Source organism: Streptomyces fulvoviolaceus (genome assembly GCF_000718165.1).
Classification (GTDB): domain Bacteria; phylum Actinomycetota; class Actinomycetes; order Streptomycetales; family Streptomycetaceae; genus Streptomyces; species Streptomyces fulvoviolaceus.
The window spans coordinates 199,415-217,541 of sequence record NZ_JOEY01000016.1 but is presented as its reverse complement, the minus strand read 5'-3'; the positions used below and the strand labels follow the sequence as shown (position 1 = coordinate 217,541).

Here is an 18,127-nt window from a genome sequence, read left to right as displayed (position 1 = left end):
TCAGTCAGGTCAGGACGACGCATCCCCGCCGCTCCAGATGGGTCAGCGTCTGCGGGGAGGGTTCGCATGAGTTCCAGCGCAGATCCAGCTTTTCCAGCGAGGGCATGTCGACGACCCAGTCCGGCAGCCGGGTGAGGTGGTTGCTTCGCACGTCAAGCTGGCGTAGTCGGGGCAGTCTCGCCAGGATCTCCGGTAGCTCGGCGAGTGCGTTCTCCCGCAGGTCCAGGTGGCGTAGTTCGTGAAGGTCGACTGCAGACGGCGGCAGGCTCGCGATCGCGTTCCCTCGGAGCCAGAGTTCGCGCAGGTTGCGGAGGCGGCCGATGCTGTCGGGCAGCGTGGCCAGTCGGTTGTACTGCGCCCGGAGCTCGATCAGGTCGGTCATCCGGCCGATGGCCTCGGGCAGGGCGGTGAGGGTGTTCTCGCCAACGTTGAGGTAGCGCAGCCGCGTCAGATTTCCCAGGGCGTCGGGGATCTCGGTCAAGTCGTTGTCGTGAAGGTAGAGGCAGCCGTTGAGGCCGACCAGGGAGCCGAGTTCGTCGGGCACCGATGCGAGATGGTTGTGGGCGATGTCCAGGGTGGTCAGCCGAAGCAGTCGGCCGATCTCGGGTGGGAGGTCCGTCAGTCCGTTGTCTGCCAGGATCAGCACCTGGAGCTCGCTGTCCTGCCAGACCGACTCGGGTACCTTTCCCAGCTTCTGACGCCAGAGGTTCAGCGTGTGCGGCACGGCGTGATCCCTTCTCGCTCAGCCGCAGCGGCCCGTTTGCCGGATGCCAACAGGCTGCCGCCTGGCCAACGTCACATCGGTCATCAGCCCTGGCGGAGGCCAGGTCAGCTACTCCGTCACCGGCGGACTCTTCTCCGCCTCCAGCAACGATCCGGTCGCCCGGTCGCGTTCCCGCATGGGCATACGAGCGAGAGTCGGTCAGAACCAACTGGCGTACTCAGTCACAGGAGGGCGTCTTGAAGGCGCCCAGCAGCGCGCGCATCGACGCAGGCGTCGTGAGGAGTACGGTGGCCGGCTCGTCGGACTCGCGCAGCAGCAGCCTCTCCCTGCCGGGGGCGGCTGCGACTTCCACGCAGTCCCGGCTCGCGTCGTCGCCGGAGAAGCTGGACTTCTGCCACACGGGGTCGGGCACCTATACCTCGCTCAGAATCGAAGCCGCTCGGCTACATCCCGTATGAGCTTCAGTGACGGTCCGGGGCCGAGGGCAGTCGCCCTCAACTGATCGAACATCAGTTTATACGCGGCCACTTGAGCGTCATCCTGAACGTACAGAGATGACAGGGCGGTCTCCGTCCGCACCACGTCCATTCCGGGGTCCGGCATGCCGACGATCCCGAAGGGGCCGTTCACTCCTCGATGGGACTCGATCGTGTACGGCAGTACCTGCACCGTCACATGGTCGCGCTGCGCCATCCGCGTCAGCTGCAGCAACTGCTCCCGCATGACGTCCGGGCCACCGAACTGCGCGTGCAGCACCGCCTCGTAGAGCACGAACCACAGGTCCGGCGCCCCATCGCCGTCGTAAAGGGTCTGCTGGCGGTGCATCCGTCCTCGCACGTGAGCCTCCACCTCTCCCTCCGGAGGCTCAAGTCGGCCACGCCGGAAGAGGACACGCATGTAGTCGGGAGTCTGGAGGAGACCGGGCACGAGGATCGTCTCCCAGGAGTGCAGACTCTGCGCCTTCGACTCCAGCTCGGCGAGGTCGGCGAATCCCGGCGGCAGAACACTCTCGTACTGGTTCCACCAGTTCCGCCTACGGCCCTCGCGTGCCATCTCCACGAGTGCCTCTACGAGTTCGCCGTCGTCCACGCCGTACGCCTGAAGCAACGCCTTCAGCTCCGCGATACGGATCCCGCTCATGCCCGTCTCTACGCGGCTGATCTTTCCCTTGCTGCATTCAAGAGCCTCGGCAGCTTGCTCCCCGGACAGGCCGGCGGCCTCTCGGAGTCTGCGCAACTCCGCCCCCAGGCGCTTCTGCCTGACGGTCGGGTACCTCCTGGGCGGCATCTGGACTCCCTTGCTGGTAATGCGAGTTGAGTCTTCCGTCGAGTGCTTCGACCGTCTAGTCACACGGTCGAGTGAAGCTACTCGAGAATGTTGCACCTCAGAACATCGCACTTCTACCTTCGAAGGCAGAGCGCTCCTCCACGCTCCTCACGGCCCCGGAAGGGCACCGCCACCGCACCCCATGCGGCAGGCGGCGGCGCCACCGCGTGAGCAGGGCGTCGTATCAACCGTCGCTACCTGGAAGGGAGTTCAACGATGAACAAACCTCCGCCCGAACCGCCGGACGACTCCTGGGAGTACCGTCTCACCCTCCCCCACCACGCCATCGGCTCCGGCGTCGCTCGCAACACCGTCCGCTCGATCCTCACGCGCCACTCGCTGTCCGACCTCGCCGATACGGCAGAGCTGCTGACCAGCGAGTTGTGCGGCAACGCATACCGCTACGCCACCGGCTCCGTGATCGTCGGCGTGCGCTGGTGCGACCGCACGCTCCATGTCGGCGTGTGCGACGAGAGCGGCGTACTGCCCTCGCCGACCAGCGGCGACATCGCACTCGCCGGTGGTCGGGGGCTGTTACTGGTGAGCCGGTGCGCTCAGGCTTGGGGCAGCCGGACGGTATCCGCCGGGGCAGGAAAAGTCACCTGGTTCGAGCTGCGCCGGTGACAGCCGGGACGTACCTCAACGACCGGTTGGGCAAGCAGCCGGTGACGGCCGTCTGGGAGCAGTGGACCAATCAAAGGAAGCTGGAGAACAGCACCAAGAAGCAGTACCGGTCCATCCTCAACACGACCATTGAGCCGTTCTTCAAGGCCCGTTCCATCGTGTCTATGAAGGTCCCTGACGTTGAGCAGTGGCTCTTGTGGATGGAGCAGGACCGGAAGCTCTCGGCCCGCACACGACGTCAGCGGTTCTCGTTCTTCTCCGGGATGATGGACTGGGCCGTCGCCAACGAGATCATCGGCCGGAACCCGTGCAAGAAGGTCAAGGGTGCCGGGAGTCGCGCCAAGGAGATCAGAGAGCACAAGAGCACCGCGCGGCGACTCACGACGCGGGAAGTGCTGGCGATGCTGGATGCTGCTCCGCCCCGATACCGCGCGCTGCTGTGGCTCATGGCCGGGTGTGGTCTGCGGTTGGGTGAGGCCATGGCGGTGTCCCGCGATCAGATCGACTTCAAGGCCGAGACGCTTCGGGTCGACTTCCAGATTACGGAGGACGGTGACAGTGAATCGGGCAAGAACAGCGCGATTCAGCGTCGGCACATCAAGGCTCGCGACGAGGGCGAGCCAGGACGTACCGTTCCCCTCCCTCCGAACGTCGCCTTCGAGCTTCGGCGGCACATCAGGAACCACGGCGCATGGGGGCCGGAACGGCTTCTCTTCCCCAACGTGACGCGGACCGGGTACCTCTACGCGTCGTACTTCTACCCGAAGATCTGGATGGAGGCTCTGGGCAAGGGGCAGGTGAAATACTGCAAGGCTCACTCACTCCGGCACTACTACGGGTCGCGGCTGCTGTACGCCGGAGTCCCCGAGAACGACGTGGCCGACTGGATGGGCCACAGCAGCACGGACGTACTGAGGGAGCACTACCACTACATCTTCGAAGGAGCCGAGCAGCGCGGCCGGGCCGCCATCGCAACGATGCTGACGCCCGGCGCTGACGACCCCACGGAGGGGTCAGAGGTCGCCTGATCCGCATACGGCAACAGCCCCCGGCATCATGCCGGGGTCTGTGCTGTTTGTGCTGGTCAGTAGCCGTTTCCAGCCGGTCATTCCCTGCGAACCCTCAAAAGCGCCGCTGACCTGCAAAAACCTGACTAGGGAAGGTTCCTTGCCATCACGATCCGCTGGACCTGGTTCGTGCCCTCGTAGATCTGTGTAATTTTCGCGTCGCGCATCATCCGCTCGACCGGGTAGTCACGGGTGTAGCCGTAACCGCCCAGCAGCTGGACCGCGTCCGTGGTGACCTCCATCGCCACGTCCGAGGCGAAGCACTTGGCGGCCGCGCCCTGGAAGGTGAGGTCCTTGTCGCCGCGCTCGGACTTCGCCGCGGCCTGGTACGTCAGGGCGCGGGCGGCCTCGATCTTCATGGCCATGTCGGCGAGCATGAACTGGATGCCCTGGAAGTCGGCGATCGGCTTGCCGAACTGCTTGCGCTCCTGGACATAGCCCTTGGCGTAGTCGAGGGCGCCCTGGGCGACACCGAGGGCCTGGGCGGCGATGGTGATGCGGGTGTGGTCGAGGGTCTTCATCGCCGTGGCGAAACCGGTGCCCTCCTCGCCAATCATGCGGTCGGCCGGGATGCGGACGTTGTCGAGGTAGACCTCGCGGGTCGGGGAGCCCTTGATGCCGAGCTTCTTCTCCGGGGCGCCGAAGGAGACGCCCTCGTCCGACTTCTCGACGACGAAGGCCGAGATGCCCTTCGAGCGCTTCGACGGGTCCGTCACGGCCATGACCGTGTAGTACTCGCTCACGCCGGCGTTGGTGATCCAGCGCTTCACGCCGTCGAGGACGTAGTGGTCGCCGTCGCGGACCGCCTTCGTCTTCATGCCGGCCGCGTCGGAGCCCGCGTCCGGCTCGGAGAGACAGTACGAGAACATCCCGTCGCCCTTGGCCAGCGGCGAGAGGTACTTCTTCTTCAGGTCCTCGGAGCCGGAGAGGATCACCGGGAGCGAGCCCAGCTTGTTCACCGCGGGGATCAGGGAGGAGGAGACGCAGGCGCGCGCCACCTCCTCGATCACGATCACCGTGGCGAGCGCGTCGGCGCCCGCGCCGCCGTACTCCTCGGGTACGTGCACCGCGTGCAGGTCGTTCGCCACCAGCGCGTCCAGCGCCTCCTGCGGGAAGCGTGCCTCCTCGTCGACCGCGGCGGCGTACGGCGCGATCTTCGCCTCCGCCAGCGAGCGGATGGCGTCCCGGAGCATGTCGTGCTCCTCGGACGGGCGGTACAGGTCGAAGTCAGCCGATCCGGCCAAGGTGTCTCACGCTCCAAGGACACTGTGATGACGGTGCTAATTACCGTTAAGTAACCCAAATTTTAGAGGCCTGCCCACTGGAGTGATACGTGAGCTTGGCGACAGCGGGAAAGTTGCCCCCTGAGGGGCTCCGCCACGCCCCGACTAGGATCGGGCAGCGCACCGAACGACGTCCCTCTCTGGAGCATCCATGAGCCTCAAGATCACCGTGATCGGCACCGGCTACCTCGGCGCCACCCACGCCGCGGCCATGGCCGAGCTCGGGTTCGAGGTGCTGGGGCTCGATGTCGTGCCCGAGAAGATCGAGAAGCTGGAGCGGGGCGAGGCCCCGATGTACGAGCCCGGGCTCGACGACCTGCTGCGCAAGCACGTCGCCGGCATCGAGGGCTCCAGCGGGCGGCTCCGCTTCACCATGGACTGGGCCGAGGTCGCGGAGTTCGGCGACATCCACTTCGTCTGCGTGACGACCCCGCAGAAGCACGGCGAGTACGCCTGCGACATGTCCTACGTCGACTCCGCCATCGCCTCCCTCGCGCCGCACCTCACGCGCCCGGCCCTGGTCGTCGGCAAGTCCACCGTCCCCGTCGGCTCCGCGGACCGGCTCGCCGCCTACCTGGCCGAGAACGCGCCGGTCGGCGAGGACGCCGAGCTGGCCTGGAACCCGGAGTTCCTGCGCGAGGGCTTCGCCGTCGACGACACGCTGCACCCCGACCGGATCGTGGTCGGCGTGCGCAGCGAGCGGGCGGAGAGCCTGCTGCGCACGGTGTACGCGACGCCGCTCTCCGAGGGCACGCCCTTCGTCGTCACCGACTTCCCGACCGCCGAGCTGGTGAAGACGTCCGCGAACTCCTTCCTGGCCACCAAGATCTCCTTCATCAACGCGATGGCGGAGATGTGCGAGGCCTCCGGCGGCGACGTCGCCAGGCTCGCCGAGGCCATCGGGTACGACGACCGGATCGGGAAGAAGTTCCTGCGGGCCGGGATCGGCTTCGGCGGCGGCTGCCTGCCCAAGGACATCCGCGCCTTCATGGCGCGGGCCGGTGAGCTGGGTGCCGACCAGGCTCTGACCTTCCTGCGCGAGATCGACTCGATCAACATGCGCCAACGCGGCCAGATGGTGGAGCTGGCGCGTGAGGCGCTGGGCGGCGGGCCGTTCCTCGGGAAGCGGATCGCGGTGCTGGGCGCCACCTTCAAGCCCGACTCGGACGACGTACGGGACTCGCCCGCGCTCAACGTCGCCGGGCAGATCCACCTCCAGGGCGGCCAGGTGACGGTGTACGACCCGAAGGGCATGGACAACGCGCGCAGGGTCTTCCCGACGCTCGGGTACGCCGACACGGCCGTCGAGGCGGTCCGGGGCGCCGACGCCGTACTCCATCTGACGGAGTGGCGGGAGTTCCGCGAGCTGGACCCGGCGGCGCTGGGCGAGGTCGCGTCGGTCCGGCTGATCCTCGACGGGCGCAACGCGCTCGACCCGGAGCTGTGGCGGAAGGCCGGGTGGACCTACCGGGCGATGGGGCGGCCCACGGCCTGAGGGACCCGAGGAGCCCGAGGACTTCCGACCGGATTTCGAGTTCCATGAATTCCTGACGGATTCGAGGGAGTTTCTGGAATTCCGGTGAAGGCCCGTGAAGGCCCGAACTCTTTCGCGGGGATTTCGTGGACGAAAAGTCAGGGCAAGGCCCCGGCGCGAGTGAGCGCCGGGGCCTTTCTGCGCCTGAACGGCACGGGCACCCCGGCTGGCATATGCAGCCCTCCCCGGAATCCTCAACACGAGTTCGATTCACATTCGAGCATTTAGCGGAATTGACCGTTCTCACAGACCAAGCACCTGCAAAAGAGAGGTAGGCAACGATCGGTTAACCGACGCGTAGTCATGCGGAATCCGCCCTCCACTCCACTGGTCCCCATTCGCCGCATCCATCGATCGGCTTGATCTGACCATGCCAGGAGTGATCCATGCCCTTGTTCCGCAGGGCGGAGTGGCCACGGGACCATCGCGACGAGATGGTGGCCGGAGCGCTCGTCGGCGCCGTGGTGATCGTGCTGGGCTACGCGTCCGGCATCGGCGCCACCTCCGCGTCCGGCTCCGACCAGGCCGCCGTACCCCCGGCGGCCACGGCACCGATGAGCCCTGCGCCGGCCGCCTCGGCTCCGGGGGCCGGGACGGGCCAAGTCCCCGTGGGCACAGGTGAGTTGCCCGGGTACGGCGGTGTCGGCGTCGGCACCGGGTACGGCACCGGCGGCCTGGGAACCGGCACAGGCACCGGCACCGACCACAGCGGCCATTCCGGCCACACGACCTTGCCGCCCACCGGCAGCACCTCCCCCGCGCCCACCCCCTCCCCGTCGGACAGCACCTCGCCCCCGGCCGACGCCGACACCTGCGAGGACGGCGAGGTCACCCTCGTGGAACCGCTCCTGACCGGCATCACGGACTCCGTGTTCGGTCTCCTCAACGGCACGGACGCCTCCCCGTCCCCATCCCCGTCGGCCTCCCCCTGCGTAGGCCTCGCCCCGGTCGGCAGCCTCCTCGGCGGAATCGCCTCGCCCTCCCCGTCGGCGGGGGCGACGCCATGACCCCCACGACGACGACCGTCCGCCGCGCCCTGCTCCTGCTGCTCCTCACCCCGTTCCTCTGCGCCCTGCTCAGCACGCCCGCCTCCGCCCACACCGAGTTGGTGAGCGCGTCCCCCAAGGACGGCGCCGAGCTCAAGAAGGCGCCCGAGCGGCTCACCCTCACCTTCGACGAGGCCGTCGACGTGGCCGACGTACGGGTGCTGACGGAGGACGGCGACCGGCTCCCGGTCACCCGGGCGTCGAAGGACGGCGTGCGGATCGCCCTCCCCACCGTGGAGCACGGTCAGCGACTCGCCGTCGTCTGGTCCGTCGTCGACGAGGAGGACGGACACGCCTCCTCCGGCCGGCTCAGCTTCACCGTCGGCGCAGCGGCCACCCCCCGGGCCGGCGGCGACGAGGCCGTATCCCCCCTTCCCGCACCGTCCCCCTCGGTGCGCAGGGGCCTCGTCGCCGCCCGCTGGGCCGGCTATCTCTCGCTGGCCCTGTTCATCGGCGGGCTCGCCTTCATCACGCTGCTGTGGCCGCGCGGCGCGTACGAGCCGCGGGCCCGGGCGCTGCTCGGGCTGGCCTGGACGGGCGGACTGCTGGCGACGGTCGCGGCGATCGGGCTGCAGGGGGCGTACTCCCCCACGCTCGAATTCGCTCGCGCGGGGGGACCCCCATCCTTCGGCGGCCTGCGGGACGCGCTGCGCGCCTCGACGTACGCGGACGTGCTGGCCACCGAACCCGGCGTCGTGCTCGCCGCGCGCGGTCTGATGTGGGTGCTCGCGGCCGTGGTGCTCGGCGCCCTGCTGCAGGGCGGGGCGGGCACCTCCCGCTCGCCCGGCTGGCGGGTGGGCGCCCTCGCGGTGACGTTCGGACTGCTGCGTACGACCGGCATGACGGGCCACAACTCCGAGGGCAGTGAGCCCACTTGGGGCGCGGTCGCCGACGTCGTCCATCTGCTCGGCGCCTCGCTGTGGATCGGCGGCCTGGCCATGCTCGCGCTGGCCGTGCTGCCGCGCCGACGGCCCGGGGAGCTGGCGGTGGTGGTGCCGGGCTACTCACGGCTCGCGGCCGTGAGCGTCACGGGCATCGTCGTCGCCGGGCTGGTGCTCGCCTGGCAGGTGGTGGGGTCGTACGACGCCCTGCTGCACACCTCGTACGGGCACCTGCTGCTCATCAAGACCGCCGTTCTCGGGGGCGTCCTGCTGGCCGCGTACGCGAGCCGCCAGTGGGTGCGCACCCGCCTAGATCTCGCCGTGCTGCTGCGCGGCGACGCCGCCACCGTGCGGCCCTTCGGTTACTCGGTCGCGGTCGAGACGGGGCTCGTCCTCGTCGTGCTCGTCGTGACGAGTCTGCTGGTCACGGCCGACCCCGGCCGCTGAACTCCCCCAATGCACATAGGAGTTGACGTGAAAGAAAGTAACGAGACCGGTGTACGGCGGCGCAGGCCGCGTACCGGGAACCGGGGCCTGCTGGTCGCGGGGTTCGGAGCGGCACTGGCCGCGGTGCTCAGTCTCGGACTGCTGAGCGCGGCCTCGGGTTCCACCACCTCGGAGCAGGCTGCGGGCGCGGCTCAGGCGCCCGCTGCCGCCGCTGCCGACGCACAGCAGGCCGCCGCCGCCGCGCCGGACTACCAGGTCGACATCATGAGCTACAAGTACGGCGACGGGAAGCAGCTCGTCGTCGAGGTCGGCCAGACCGTCCAGTGGACCAACCACGACAGCGCGCCGCACACGGTCACCACGACCAAGGCCCCGGTCTCCTTCGACTCGGGGACGCTGCAGCAGGGCGACTCGTGGTCGTACACCTTCACCAAGGTGGGGACGTACGAGTACTACTGCGCGGTGCACCCGGACATGGTGGCGTCGGTGAAGGTCGTCGCGGCCTCCGGCGGCGGTTCGACCCCCACGCCGACGGCGACACCCACGGCCACACCCACGGCCACGCCTACGACCACCCCCACCGCGACGCCGACCACCACGGCCACGCCGACCGCCACGCCGACGGCCACGCCGACCGACGGCTCCGGTGACGGCGAGCAGTGCACCAGCATCCAGAACGTGCTGCTGCCGATCCTGCAGCACATCAATGCCGCGCACCTGGAGACGTCTCCGGGGCAGCAGGTGCAGGACGCACTGGCGCTCGACTCGTACATCAAGATGCACACGGTGTGGATCGAGAGCATCCTCAGGCCCGCCACCGAGGGCGGGGGCACGGTGCTCGACGACACCCTCAGCGTGCTGCTGGCCCACATCAACTCGGCGCACCTGGAGGAGTCGCTCGGACAGCAGATCACCGATCTGCTCAACGTCGACTCCTACGTGAAGATGCACACGGTCTGGGCCGAGCACCTGCTCGCGCCCACCACGGACTTCGTCACCAACAACTGCTGACGCGGTCCGCGACACAGGTGGACGCCGCTCCGGCCGGGGCTCAGCCGGCCGGAGCGGCGTCCACGGTCCATTCTCCACACCCCCGCCACATTCCGGGAACCGCTTCCGAGGAGTTCGGGATGACAACCGTCACCCTGCCCACCGTTCCACCCCCGCCGGAGTCCCGCACCGGCGCGCTCCCCCTGCCCGGCCGCTACACCGTGGCCCCCGGCCGCTCGCTGGTCGAACTCACCGCCTGGTACGGGCCGTTGCCGGTACGGCGGCGCCGCGTGTCCCTCGCCGGGGCATCCCTGGAGGTGTCCCCCGAGGCCGAACACCCCGAGTTCCGCTTCGAGTTCGACGGCCGTGAGCTGCGGGCCGCGCTCACCACCGAGCGCGTCGAGGAGACTGCCGGCCGCCTCCAGCTCACCGCCGACCTCGACATCGACGACGTCGCCTTCCCCGTCCTGCTGCGCCTGCGCGTGGTCGACCACACCGACGACCGGCTGCTCGTCGCGGGCACCGCCCGGCTGCCGTACCGGCTGCTGCACCGCGCCACGGGGTTCCGGCTGCCGTGGCGGCTCCCGGCGACGCGGCTGCGGCTGCTGGTCGCGGCGGAGTTCGCGTGAGGGCCGCGCAAGGGTCGATACGGTCGACACCCGGGCGGGCGGTCCGGAGCGCCGCCGTCATCGCCGTACTCGCCCTCCTCGCCCTGCCGTTGCTCCCCTCCGGACAGGCGTCGGCGGCCTCGTACAGCGTGGCGATGAAGGGGTACGCCTTCTCACCCGCGACCCTCTCCGTCCCGGCCGGGTCCACGGTGACCTGGACCAACTACGACACGGCACCGCACGACGTGAAGACCACCTCGGGTCCGGTCTCGATCCACTCCCCCATGCTCGACAAGGGAGACACCTGGAGCTTCACGTTCGGCACGGCCGGGTCCTACGGCTACTACTGCACCGTCCACCCGGACATGACGGCCGGGATCACGGTCCGCGCGGCGGCCCCGGCGACGACGTCGAAGGCGCCGGCGACGCACCAGCACACGAGCTCCTCGACATCGTCGACGTCGTCGGGGCACCACGCGACGGAGCCGACCCGGACCGCGGCGAGCAGCATGCCGAGCATGAGCATGCCGCCGTCGACGTCTCCCACCACTGCCGGGGCGGCCGCGTCGAACGCGCCGCAGGCGTCCGGGTCACCGCAGACGGCGGCACAGCTGCCCGCGACCCAGACCACCGCGTCGACGGTCCGCCCCCTCGATCCCCTGCTCGTCCTGGCCGGCCTGGTCGCCGGTGTCGCGGTCCTGTGCCTGCTGCTGGTGGGCTCGCGGGCGGCGTCCGCTCCGCGCGGAGGGGCGGAGGAGGAGTAGGCGCCGTAGGGGGTGCCACGTCATGCCGTCGGGCGGGTGCGGGTTCGTCGTGGCTTGTCGCGTGGGCGCGACCGGCCACGACGGCCCCGCACCCGGCATGACGCCGCACCCCTACGGCGCCCCCCTCGCCCGATACCGCCGCATCTTCGCGCGCGCCCCGCACACCTGCATCGAGCACCAACGACCGCGGCCCGCCGGGCTGCGGTCGTAGTACGCCCAGTGGCAGTCGGCGGCCTCGCAGGCCTTCAGGCGGGTCCAGGAATCCGCGACCAGCGACTCGGCCACGGCGGCCGCGACGCGGGAGAGCAGGGAGCGGCCGTCGGCGGGGGCGAGGGCGGCCGAGCCGTCCCCGTCGTCCACCGTGAGCACGAGGGGCGCCCGGGCCAGCAGCTCCCCCAGCGGGGTCACCGAGCGGTGCGGCGGGTGGCCGGCGTGGGCGAGGAGGGCCGCGCGCAGTGATTCACGCAGCTCGCGAGCGTCCACGGCCTCGTCCTCCGTGAGCCCGAAGCGCGCCCGGCCGTCCGCCGTGTCGAGCGCGTCGGCGCCCGTGTCGATCTCCAGCGTGTTCACCAGGGACTCGACCAGAGCCAGGCCCCCCGGTGCGGCCGATCTCTCACTCATGCTTGCGACGTTACCTCCTATGAGGGAGTATGCAGTAACCGTTACCGGTTGCCAGCATCAAGAGGTAACCCTCGCTCCGAGCTTCGAGGAGGAAGTCATGGCTCTCGCCGAACTGGGCGTCGTCGTCCTGGACTGTCCCGACCCGCGCGCGCTGGCCGGTTTCTACGCCGAGGTGCTGGGCGGCACCGTGGAGGGAGACCCCGGAGACGCCGACTGGGTGGACCTGAAGCTGCCCGGCGGACAAACGCTGGCGTTCCAGGCCGCCGCGGGATTCGTACCGCCGAAGTGGCCCGCACCCGACGCCTCCCAGCAGTTCCACCTGGACCTGACCGTCGAGGACATGAACGCGGCCGAGCAGGGCGTGCTGGCACTCGGCGCGAAGCCGCTGGACGCGGAGGACCGCTCACGGGGCTGGCGTGTGTATGCCGACCCGGCCGGGCACCCGTTCTGTCTCTGCGCCTGCTGAACCAGGAGGAACCGTCGTGACTGTGGCACGTTTCCGCACCGTCGTGCTCGACTGCCCCGACCCGCACGCGCTCGCCGCCTTCTACGCCGGGGTGGTGGGCGGTACACCCCGATCCGAGGACGACGACTGGGTCGTACTCCCGATCCCGGGCGGGCCGCGGCTCGGCTTCCAGCGGGCGGAGGGGTACACCCCGCCGGAGTGGCCGCGCGCGGACCGGAACTCGCAGCAGTTCCACCTCGACTTCGACGCCGGGGCGACCTGGGCCGAGATCGAGGCGGCCGAGGGGAAGGTGCTGGCGCTGGGGGCGCGGCCGCTGCACCAGGAGGACAAGGAGGACTTCCGGGTGTACGCCGATCCGGCAGGGCATCCGTTCTGCCTCTGCCGGATCGAGCATCCGTGAGCGGCTAGCCGTCCAGGTCCGCGATCCTCGACGTCGACGGCTCCCGGCGCTCCTGGGCCGCTCGGGCGGTGAAGTCGGCGCTGCGCAGGACGCGTTGGACGTTGCCCCAGGTGAGGAGGGCGAGGTCCTCCTCGCTCCAGCCGCGGTCGAGGAGTTCGGCGATGAGGTTCGGGTAGCAGGAGGCGTCGCCGAGCTCCTGGGGGTGGGCGGTGCCGGCGTCGTACGTGCCGGACAGGCCCACGCACTCGGGGCCCGCGACCGTGCGGACGTGGTCCAGGTGGTCGGCGACGTCCCGGACCGTCGGGCCGGTCTGCTCGGCGGTCAGCGGGACCATGCACAGGCCCTTGGCGGCACCCAGCTCGGCGAGCAGGTCGTCGGGGAGGTTGGCCGGGTGGGGGCGCAGGGCGCGGGCGGCGGAGCGGGTGCACAGCACGGGTGCCTTGGAGACCGCGAGCGCCCGCAGGATCGTGCCCTCGGCGGCACCGGAGAGGTCGGCGAGGACACCGAGGCGGTTCATCTCGCGCAGCACCTCCTCGCCGAACCGGGTCAACCCCGCCTCGCTGGCCCAGGACGCGCCGCTCAGGGTGAGGACCCGCAGGCCGAGGGCGTGCAGCGAGCGCAGGATGCCGAGCGAGTCGCCGAGCGCGGCGGCTCCGGCGGGGCCGAGCAGCACGGCGACGCGGCCGCAGTGACGGGCGTCGGTGGTCTGACCGGCGGTGCCGACGAGCCGCAGGCCCTCGGGATGGTTCCGTACGACCGTCCTGACGAGGTCCAGCTGTTCCAGCGTGGCGCCGACGGCCCGGTCCCCGTCGAGTCCCTCGGGCAGGTGCAGCGACCACATCAGCGCGCCGACATGCCCCTCGCGCAGCCGCGGCACGTCCGTGTCGACGGCGCTCTCGCCGAGCTCCAGGTCGAACCACGGCAGGTGCCTGAGGGCCCAGGGCAACCCGCTGTAGCCGTCGGCGACGGGGTGCACGGCGAGGATGGCGTGGGCGCGCTCCAGGGGCGAGGTGCCCGGGTCGGAGACGGGCGTGTACGGCGCCGCCTCGAAGGGATCGGCGGGCAAGTCGTCGAGCCCGCCCACCTCGGCGGTGGTGTGCAGTTCGTCCTGGAGGTCTGCCATGGCGGGCTCCGTACGTCGTGATCGGCGTCGTGATCAGCAGTACGGTCACCGTCGCACGGAGCGGAGGGGGCTTCCTGGTGGGTGGGGCGTACGGGGGTCCGCCGATTCAGTGATCCCGGGCCGCGTCGATCACGTCGTCCAGCGTCTCCCGGGAGCGGACGAGGTCGGCGATCAGGCGGTCGATGCGCTCGCGTTCCTCGGTCAGGTCGGCGACCAGGCGCGGGGTGGCGATCGTGGAGGGGCCGCCGTCCTGGTCGCGCATGCAGGGCAGCAGCTGCCGGATCTTCTCGCTGTGCAGTCCGGCCGCGTACAGCTCCTGGATCCGGATGACCCGGTCGACGGCCGCCTCCGGGTAGTCCCGGTGCCCGCCGGGCGTGCGGTCGGCGGCCAGCAGTTCCTGGGCCTCGTAGTAGCGCAGCGACCGTTCGCTCACGTTCGTCCGCCGCGCCAGTTCACCGATCCGCATGAGCGGCGCCCCCCCGGGCTTGAATCACCAGACTTGAATCTGACATCAGTGTCAGGTTCTAGCGTACGGCCATGACGAACACACCGGACTTCCTGGCACCGGCCCGGCTCGGCCGGCTCGCGCTCCCCCACCACCTCGTGATGGCCCCGCTCACCCGCAACCGCGCGGAGGCAGACGGCACCCCCACCGACCTGATGGCCACCCTCCCCCAGCTCTCGACTTCGCTCGAGCCGGGGGGACCCCCATCGCCCAGCGTGCCTCGGCCGGCCTGATCATCGGCGAGGCCTCGACGCCGAACGCGGTCGGGCAGACGTATCCGAACATCACCGCGATCCACACCGACCGGCACACGGCCGGCTGGCGGCGGGTGACCGAGGCCGTGCGGGCGGCCGGCGGGCGGATGTTCCTCCAGCTCCAGCACGGCGGACGGGCCAGCCACCCGGCGACCACCGGTCTGACGCCGGTCGCGCCCTCCCCCGTGCCGCTGCCGGAGACGATCTTCACTCCGGGCGGGCACCGGCCGTCCGTCGTGCCCCGGGAGATGACCGTGGACGACATCCGGTCCACCGTCGCCGACTTCGCCGCGGCCGCCCGGCGGGCCGTCGAGGCGGGTTTCGAGGGGGTCGGCAACTGCTCGCCGGGGAGTGCAACGATCTGGGACGCCGGGTACGGCGCCAGCGTGCGGGGCCCCTGCTCCACCGGAGTGATGGTTCAGGGCCTCCCCGTCGCCTCTGGCCGTACCCACATGGCCAGGTCGCACAGGGAACTGGCCTCCCGGGCCCGGACCACGCACAGGATGCGTGTCACCGCCCCGGGGTTGAGTACGCCGGGGACCAGTGCGCCCAAGACCGTTCGGGGCGTGCGGCTGAGCGGACTCACTCCCGCCCAGTCCAAAGGAACGGTCGAGGTGCACTCGGCCAACGGGCATCTGCTGCACCAGTTCCTCGCCGGGAACACCAACCGCAGGACGGACGGATACGGCGGGTCGCCTCAGCGGTGGACGCGGTTCACGGCGGAGGCGACCGAGGCGGTGGGCGGGGCGGTCGGCTACACCGACTACCCCACCCTCGACGCTCAGCCGTCGAGCGACCCGATCGTCGCGTTGGACGGCCCCCGCGTCGTCTGAAGGCCGCGGGCCACGTCCTCCGCGGCGCCCAGGACCCGTACCGCGTTCCGCCAAGTCAGCTTGGCGAGGTCGGACTTGGACCAGCCGCGGTCGAGGAGCTCCGCGATCAGGTTCGGATAGCCGGAGACGTCGTTCAGGCCGTCCGGCGTGAAGGCCGTGCCGTCGTAGTCGCCGCCGATGCCGAGGTGGTCGATGCCCGCGACCTCGCGCATGTGGTCCAGGTGGTCCGCCACCGTCGACACCGTGGCGACCGGACGCGGGTGCAGCTCCTCGAAGGCGCGGTGGACCTTCATCGCGTCCGGGGTGGTGGCGAGGTGGTGGAAGCCGTGCTCGCGCATGTTCTCGTCCGCGGCGGCCGTCCAGTCCACCGCCGCCTGGAGCACGAACTTCGGGACGAAGGTGACCATCGCCATACCGCCGTTGCCCTGGAGACGTTCCAGGACGTCGTCGGGGATGTTGCGGGGATGGTCGCACACGGCCCGCGAGGAGGAGTGGGAGAAGATCACCGGCGCGAGCGTCGCGTCCAGCGCGTCCCGCATCGTCGTCGCCGCCACGTGCGAGAGGTCGACGAGCATGCCCTCGCGGTTCATCTCGCGCACCACCGCACGCCCGAAGGCCGACAGGCCCCCGACGCCCGGCTCGTCCGTCGCCGAGTCCGCCCAGTCCACGTTGTCGTTGTGGGTGAGGGTCATGTAGCGGACGCCGAGCGCGTACAACCCCCGCAGCGTGGCGAGGGAGTTGGCGATCGAGTGGCCACCTTCGGCGCCCATCAGAGAGGCGATACGGCCTTCCGCGCGCGCCGCCTCCATGTCCGCGGCCGTGAGCGCGGCCCGCAGGTCGGCCGGATGGCGGTCGATCAACTGCCGTACGCAGTCGATCTGTTCCAGCGTCGCCGGCACCGCGTCGGGCAGGTCCGAGCGGACGTACACCGACCAGTACTGCGCACCGACGCCGCCCGCCCGCAGCCGGCCCAGGTCGGTGTGCAGATGGGCGCTCTGGTCGGCGGCGATGTCCCGCGCGTCGAGGTCGTAGCGGACCTGTTCGCGCAGCGCCCAGGGGAGGTCGTTGTGACCGTCGACGACGGGGAACTCCCGCAGGAACTGCCGGGCTTCGTCGAGTGAGGTCATGGGCATCACCTGTTTCTTGCGGAGGCCCCGGCGTTGTCGCCGGGGGAGGAATCGGAACCTGGCGTCGCGACGCGAAGTGTCGCCCTACCGGTTCATGGGCGCGGGGACCGGGCAGCAGGCCGGCAACACCGGAGAGACGCGAACACGCGTGCCGCTGTTCACCACTTGGCATGGTGATCGCGAGATCGGGCACGGGTGTGCGGCCGTCGTACGTACGGTCTCCTCCAAAGACCGGGGCCGTCGCGGTATTCCGCGGAGGATTGCCAAGGGAGTGAGAGCGTGGCGGAGCTGAGGGTGGCTGCACTGGAAAGGCATACCCGCAACACCTACAGGCTGCGCGTTTCGTCGACCGCCGGTGCCGCGCTCGATGCCGAGTGGGCTCGTTGCCGGTGGATCTGGAACGAGTGTGTCGCCCGTTCCACAAAAGCCCACCGGGCCGGCGAGGCGTGTGGCCCGGCCCGCCTCGACCGCATGCTCACCGAGGCAAGGGCGAGCAACGCATGGCTGCGAGAGGGTGGTTCGGTTCCGCAGCAGCAGATCATTCGCGACTTCGGCAAGTCCCGGGCCAAGGCGCTCAAGGACATCGGGCAGGGGCTGCCCATACATCGCCGCGCCGGGATGCCGAAGTACAAGAAGAAGTACGAGGCGCGACCGACACTGAGCTACACCAGACGCGGCTTTCGGCTGCAGCAAGGCCGCCTGCATCTGGCGGGCGGGATCGTGCTGACGGTGGTGTGGTCGCGGAATCTTCCGGCGGAACCGTCCTCGGTCCGCGTGTACCAGGACTCCCTGGGCCACTGGTACTGCTCGTTCGTTGTTCCGGCAGAGGTGATGCCCCTGCCCACCACGGGCGCGGTGATCGGGATCGACTGGGGAGTGAAGGACACCGCGACCACCACCAGCGACGCACACGACCTCCCCCACGCAGAACACGGCCGGAAGGCCAGGAAAACGGTGACCCGGTACGACCGGATGGCAGCCCGCCGCAAGCCGAAGAGCGGGCAGACTGCTTCGAAGGGCTACCGGGCAGCGAAACGGCTGCGGGCCAAGGCCCACAAGAAAGTCGCCCGCCAGCGGCAGGACACTGGCCGCAAGTGGGCAAAGAAAGTGGTCAGGGATCATGACGCAATCGCGGTCGAGGACTTCCGTCCCAAGTTCCTCGCCAGGACCACCAGGGCACGCAAGGCCGCCGATGCGGCTATCGGCGCAACCAAGCGGGCCCTGATCGAGATGGGCCGCAAGCACGGGCGTGACGTCCGTCTCGTCCATCCCGCGCACACCACGATGGACTGCGCGCAGTGCGGAGCGAGAACCAAGCACGCACTTCCTCTTTCGGAACGTACTTACACCTGCATTGCCTGCGGAGCCGTATCCCCCAGGGACAAGAACTCCGCACGCGTGATGCTCGTCCGGGCTGGTCTGAACCCGGCTGGTGCCGATCGCGTAAGACTCGACCGCTCGCCGAGCGACCGAGCGGCGTGAGCCAGGAATCCCCCTCGGTACG

The 18,127-nt window shown here is 69.9% G+C and carries 19 protein-coding genes and 2 pseudogenes; 13 read left to right on the top strand and 8 right to left on the bottom strand.

Going from position 1 to position 18,127, the window contains the following annotated elements; genetic code table 11:
• Nucleotides 1-4: 4 nt before the first annotated feature.
• The 3 genes from IG08_RS0119305 to IG08_RS0119295 all read right to left on the bottom strand — a co-directional run bounded on the left by IG08_RS0119305 (nt 5) and on the right by IG08_RS0119295 (nt 2,011).
• A complete protein-coding gene (locus IG08_RS0119305) occupies nt 5-724 on the bottom strand; it encodes a leucine-rich repeat domain-containing protein (protein ID WP_106980972.1) in 720 nt (239 codons plus the stop codon).
• A 217-nt stretch (nt 725-941) separates the two neighbouring features.
• A complete protein-coding gene (locus IG08_RS0119300) occupies nt 942-1,136 on the bottom strand; it encodes a DUF397 domain-containing protein (RefSeq protein ID WP_030603681.1) in 195 nt (64 codons plus the stop codon).
• Between the two features lie 11 nt (nt 1,137-1,147).
• Nucleotides 1,148-2,011 carry a helix-turn-helix domain-containing protein gene (locus IG08_RS0119295; RefSeq protein WP_030603678.1) on the bottom strand — a complete coding sequence of 288 codons (864 nt, stop codon included), beginning with the start codon at nt 2,009-2,011 and terminating at the stop codon, nt 1,148-1,150.
• Between the two features lie 255 nt (nt 2,012-2,266).
• Here IG08_RS0119295 and IG08_RS0119290 point away from each other — a divergent pair, with 255 nt between their 5' ends.
• Complete coding sequence (locus tag IG08_RS0119290) at nt 2,267-2,674, top strand: ATP-binding protein (RefSeq protein ID WP_030603676.1); 408 nt, start codon at nt 2,267-2,269, stop codon at nt 2,672-2,674.
• Nucleotides 2,671-3,702 (top strand): tyrosine-type recombinase/integrase, encoded by a 1,032-nt coding sequence (locus tag IG08_RS57205; RefSeq protein WP_234342912.1) that lies wholly within the window; start codon nt 2,671-2,673, stop codon nt 3,700-3,702. The genes IG08_RS0119290 and IG08_RS57205 overlap by 4 nt, the downstream gene beginning before the upstream one ends.
• A gap of 125 nt (nt 3,703-3,827) precedes the next feature.
• On the opposite strand, the gene IG08_RS0119280 is transcribed toward IG08_RS57205, so the two are convergent.
• Nucleotides 3,828-4,985, bottom strand: coding sequence for an acyl-CoA dehydrogenase (locus tag IG08_RS0119280; protein ID WP_030603667.1), 1,158 nt, complete (start codon nt 4,983-4,985; stop codon nt 3,828-3,830).
• A 190-nt stretch (nt 4,986-5,175) separates the two neighbouring features.
• On the opposite strand from IG08_RS0119280, the gene IG08_RS0119275 reads away from it, so the two are divergent.
• The 6 genes from IG08_RS0119275 to IG08_RS0119250 all read left to right on the top strand — a co-directional run bounded on the left by IG08_RS0119275 (nt 5,176) and on the right by IG08_RS0119250 (nt 11,294).
• A complete protein-coding gene (locus IG08_RS0119275) occupies nt 5,176-6,519 on the top strand; it encodes a UDP-glucose dehydrogenase family protein (protein ID WP_030603664.1) in 1,344 nt (447 codons plus the stop codon).
• 425 nt (nt 6,520-6,944) lie between these two features.
• A complete protein-coding gene (locus tag IG08_RS0119270; RefSeq protein ID WP_030603661.1) occupies nt 6,945-7,565 on the top strand; it encodes a hypothetical protein in 621 nt (206 codons plus the stop codon).
• Nucleotides 7,562-8,932, top strand: coding sequence for a copper resistance CopC/CopD family protein (locus IG08_RS0119265; protein ID WP_078655649.1), 1,371 nt, complete (start codon nt 7,562-7,564; stop codon nt 8,930-8,932). Before IG08_RS0119270 ends, IG08_RS0119265 begins: the two co-directional genes overlap by 4 nt.
• A 27-nt stretch (nt 8,933-8,959) precedes the next feature.
• On the top strand, nt 8,960-9,943 hold the full coding sequence (locus IG08_RS0119260; RefSeq protein WP_030603654.1) for a cupredoxin domain-containing protein: 984 nt from the start codon (nt 8,960-8,962) through the stop codon (nt 9,941-9,943).
• A 119-nt stretch (nt 9,944-10,062) separates the two neighbouring features.
• On the top strand, nt 10,063-10,551 hold the full coding sequence (locus IG08_RS0119255; RefSeq protein WP_030603651.1) for a hypothetical protein: 489 nt from the start codon (nt 10,063-10,065) through the stop codon (nt 10,549-10,551).
• A complete protein-coding gene (locus IG08_RS0119250) occupies nt 10,548-11,294 on the top strand; it encodes a cupredoxin domain-containing protein (RefSeq protein WP_234342911.1) in 747 nt (248 codons plus the stop codon). The genes IG08_RS0119255 and IG08_RS0119250 overlap by 4 nt, the downstream gene beginning before the upstream one ends.
• A gap of 111 nt (nt 11,295-11,405) precedes the next feature.
• Here IG08_RS0119250 and IG08_RS0119245 read toward each other — a convergent pair whose 3' ends face one another.
• The gene (locus IG08_RS0119245; RefSeq protein WP_030603645.1) at nt 11,406-11,915 is read right to left on the bottom strand and encodes a CGNR zinc finger domain-containing protein; all 510 of its coding nucleotides are present in this window, start codon (nt 11,913-11,915) and stop codon (nt 11,406-11,408) included.
• Nucleotides 11,916-12,012: 97 nt separating this feature from the next.
• On the opposite strand from IG08_RS0119245, the gene IG08_RS0119240 reads away from it, so the two are divergent.
• Nucleotides 12,013-12,381 carry a VOC family protein gene (locus IG08_RS0119240; RefSeq protein ID WP_030603642.1) on the top strand — a complete coding sequence of 123 codons (369 nt, stop codon included), beginning with the start codon at nt 12,013-12,015 and terminating at the stop codon, nt 12,379-12,381.
• A 16-nt stretch (nt 12,382-12,397) separates the two neighbouring features.
• Nucleotides 12,398-12,781 (top strand): VOC family protein, encoded by a 384-nt coding sequence (locus IG08_RS0119235; RefSeq protein ID WP_030603640.1) that lies wholly within the window; start codon nt 12,398-12,400, stop codon nt 12,779-12,781.
• Nucleotides 12,782-12,785: 4 nt separating this feature from the next.
• Here the strand turns inward: IG08_RS0119235 and IG08_RS0119230 are convergent, their stop codons facing one another.
• Together IG08_RS0119230 and IG08_RS0119225 are read right to left on the bottom strand one after the other, a co-directional pair.
• The gene (locus IG08_RS0119230) at nt 12,786-13,904 is read right to left on the bottom strand and encodes a dipeptidase (protein ID WP_030603637.1); all 1,119 of its coding nucleotides are present in this window, start codon (nt 13,902-13,904) and stop codon (nt 12,786-12,788) included.
• A gap of 106 nt (nt 13,905-14,010) precedes the next feature.
• The gene (locus IG08_RS0119225; protein ID WP_030603635.1) at nt 14,011-14,370 is read right to left on the bottom strand and encodes a MerR family transcriptional regulator; all 360 of its coding nucleotides are present in this window, start codon (nt 14,368-14,370) and stop codon (nt 14,011-14,013) included.
• Nucleotides 14,371-14,441: 71 nt separating this feature from the next.
• On the opposite strand from IG08_RS0119225, the pseudogene IG08_RS63035 reads away from it, so the two are divergent.
• Nucleotides 14,442-14,995, top strand: a pseudogene (locus IG08_RS63035) (oxidoreductase); the annotation flags it as partial.
• Nucleotides 14,996-15,271: 276 nt separating this feature from the next.
• Nucleotides 15,272-15,418: pseudogene (locus IG08_RS63030) on the top strand (oxidoreductase); the annotation flags it as partial.
• 26 nt (nt 15,419-15,444) lie between these two features.
• Here the strand turns inward: IG08_RS63030 and IG08_RS0119215 are convergent.
• The gene (locus IG08_RS0119215; protein ID WP_030603633.1) at nt 15,445-16,623 is read right to left on the bottom strand and encodes a dipeptidase; all 1,179 of its coding nucleotides are present in this window, start codon (nt 16,621-16,623) and stop codon (nt 15,445-15,447) included.
• A gap of 279 nt (nt 16,624-16,902) precedes the next feature.
• Between IG08_RS0119215 and IG08_RS0119210 the strand changes: the two genes are divergently transcribed.
• The gene (locus IG08_RS0119210) at nt 16,903-18,105 is read left to right on the top strand and encodes an RNA-guided endonuclease InsQ/TnpB family protein (protein WP_043454674.1); all 1,203 of its coding nucleotides are present in this window, start codon (nt 16,903-16,905) and stop codon (nt 18,103-18,105) included.
• Nucleotides 18,106-18,127: the final 22 nt, after the last annotated feature.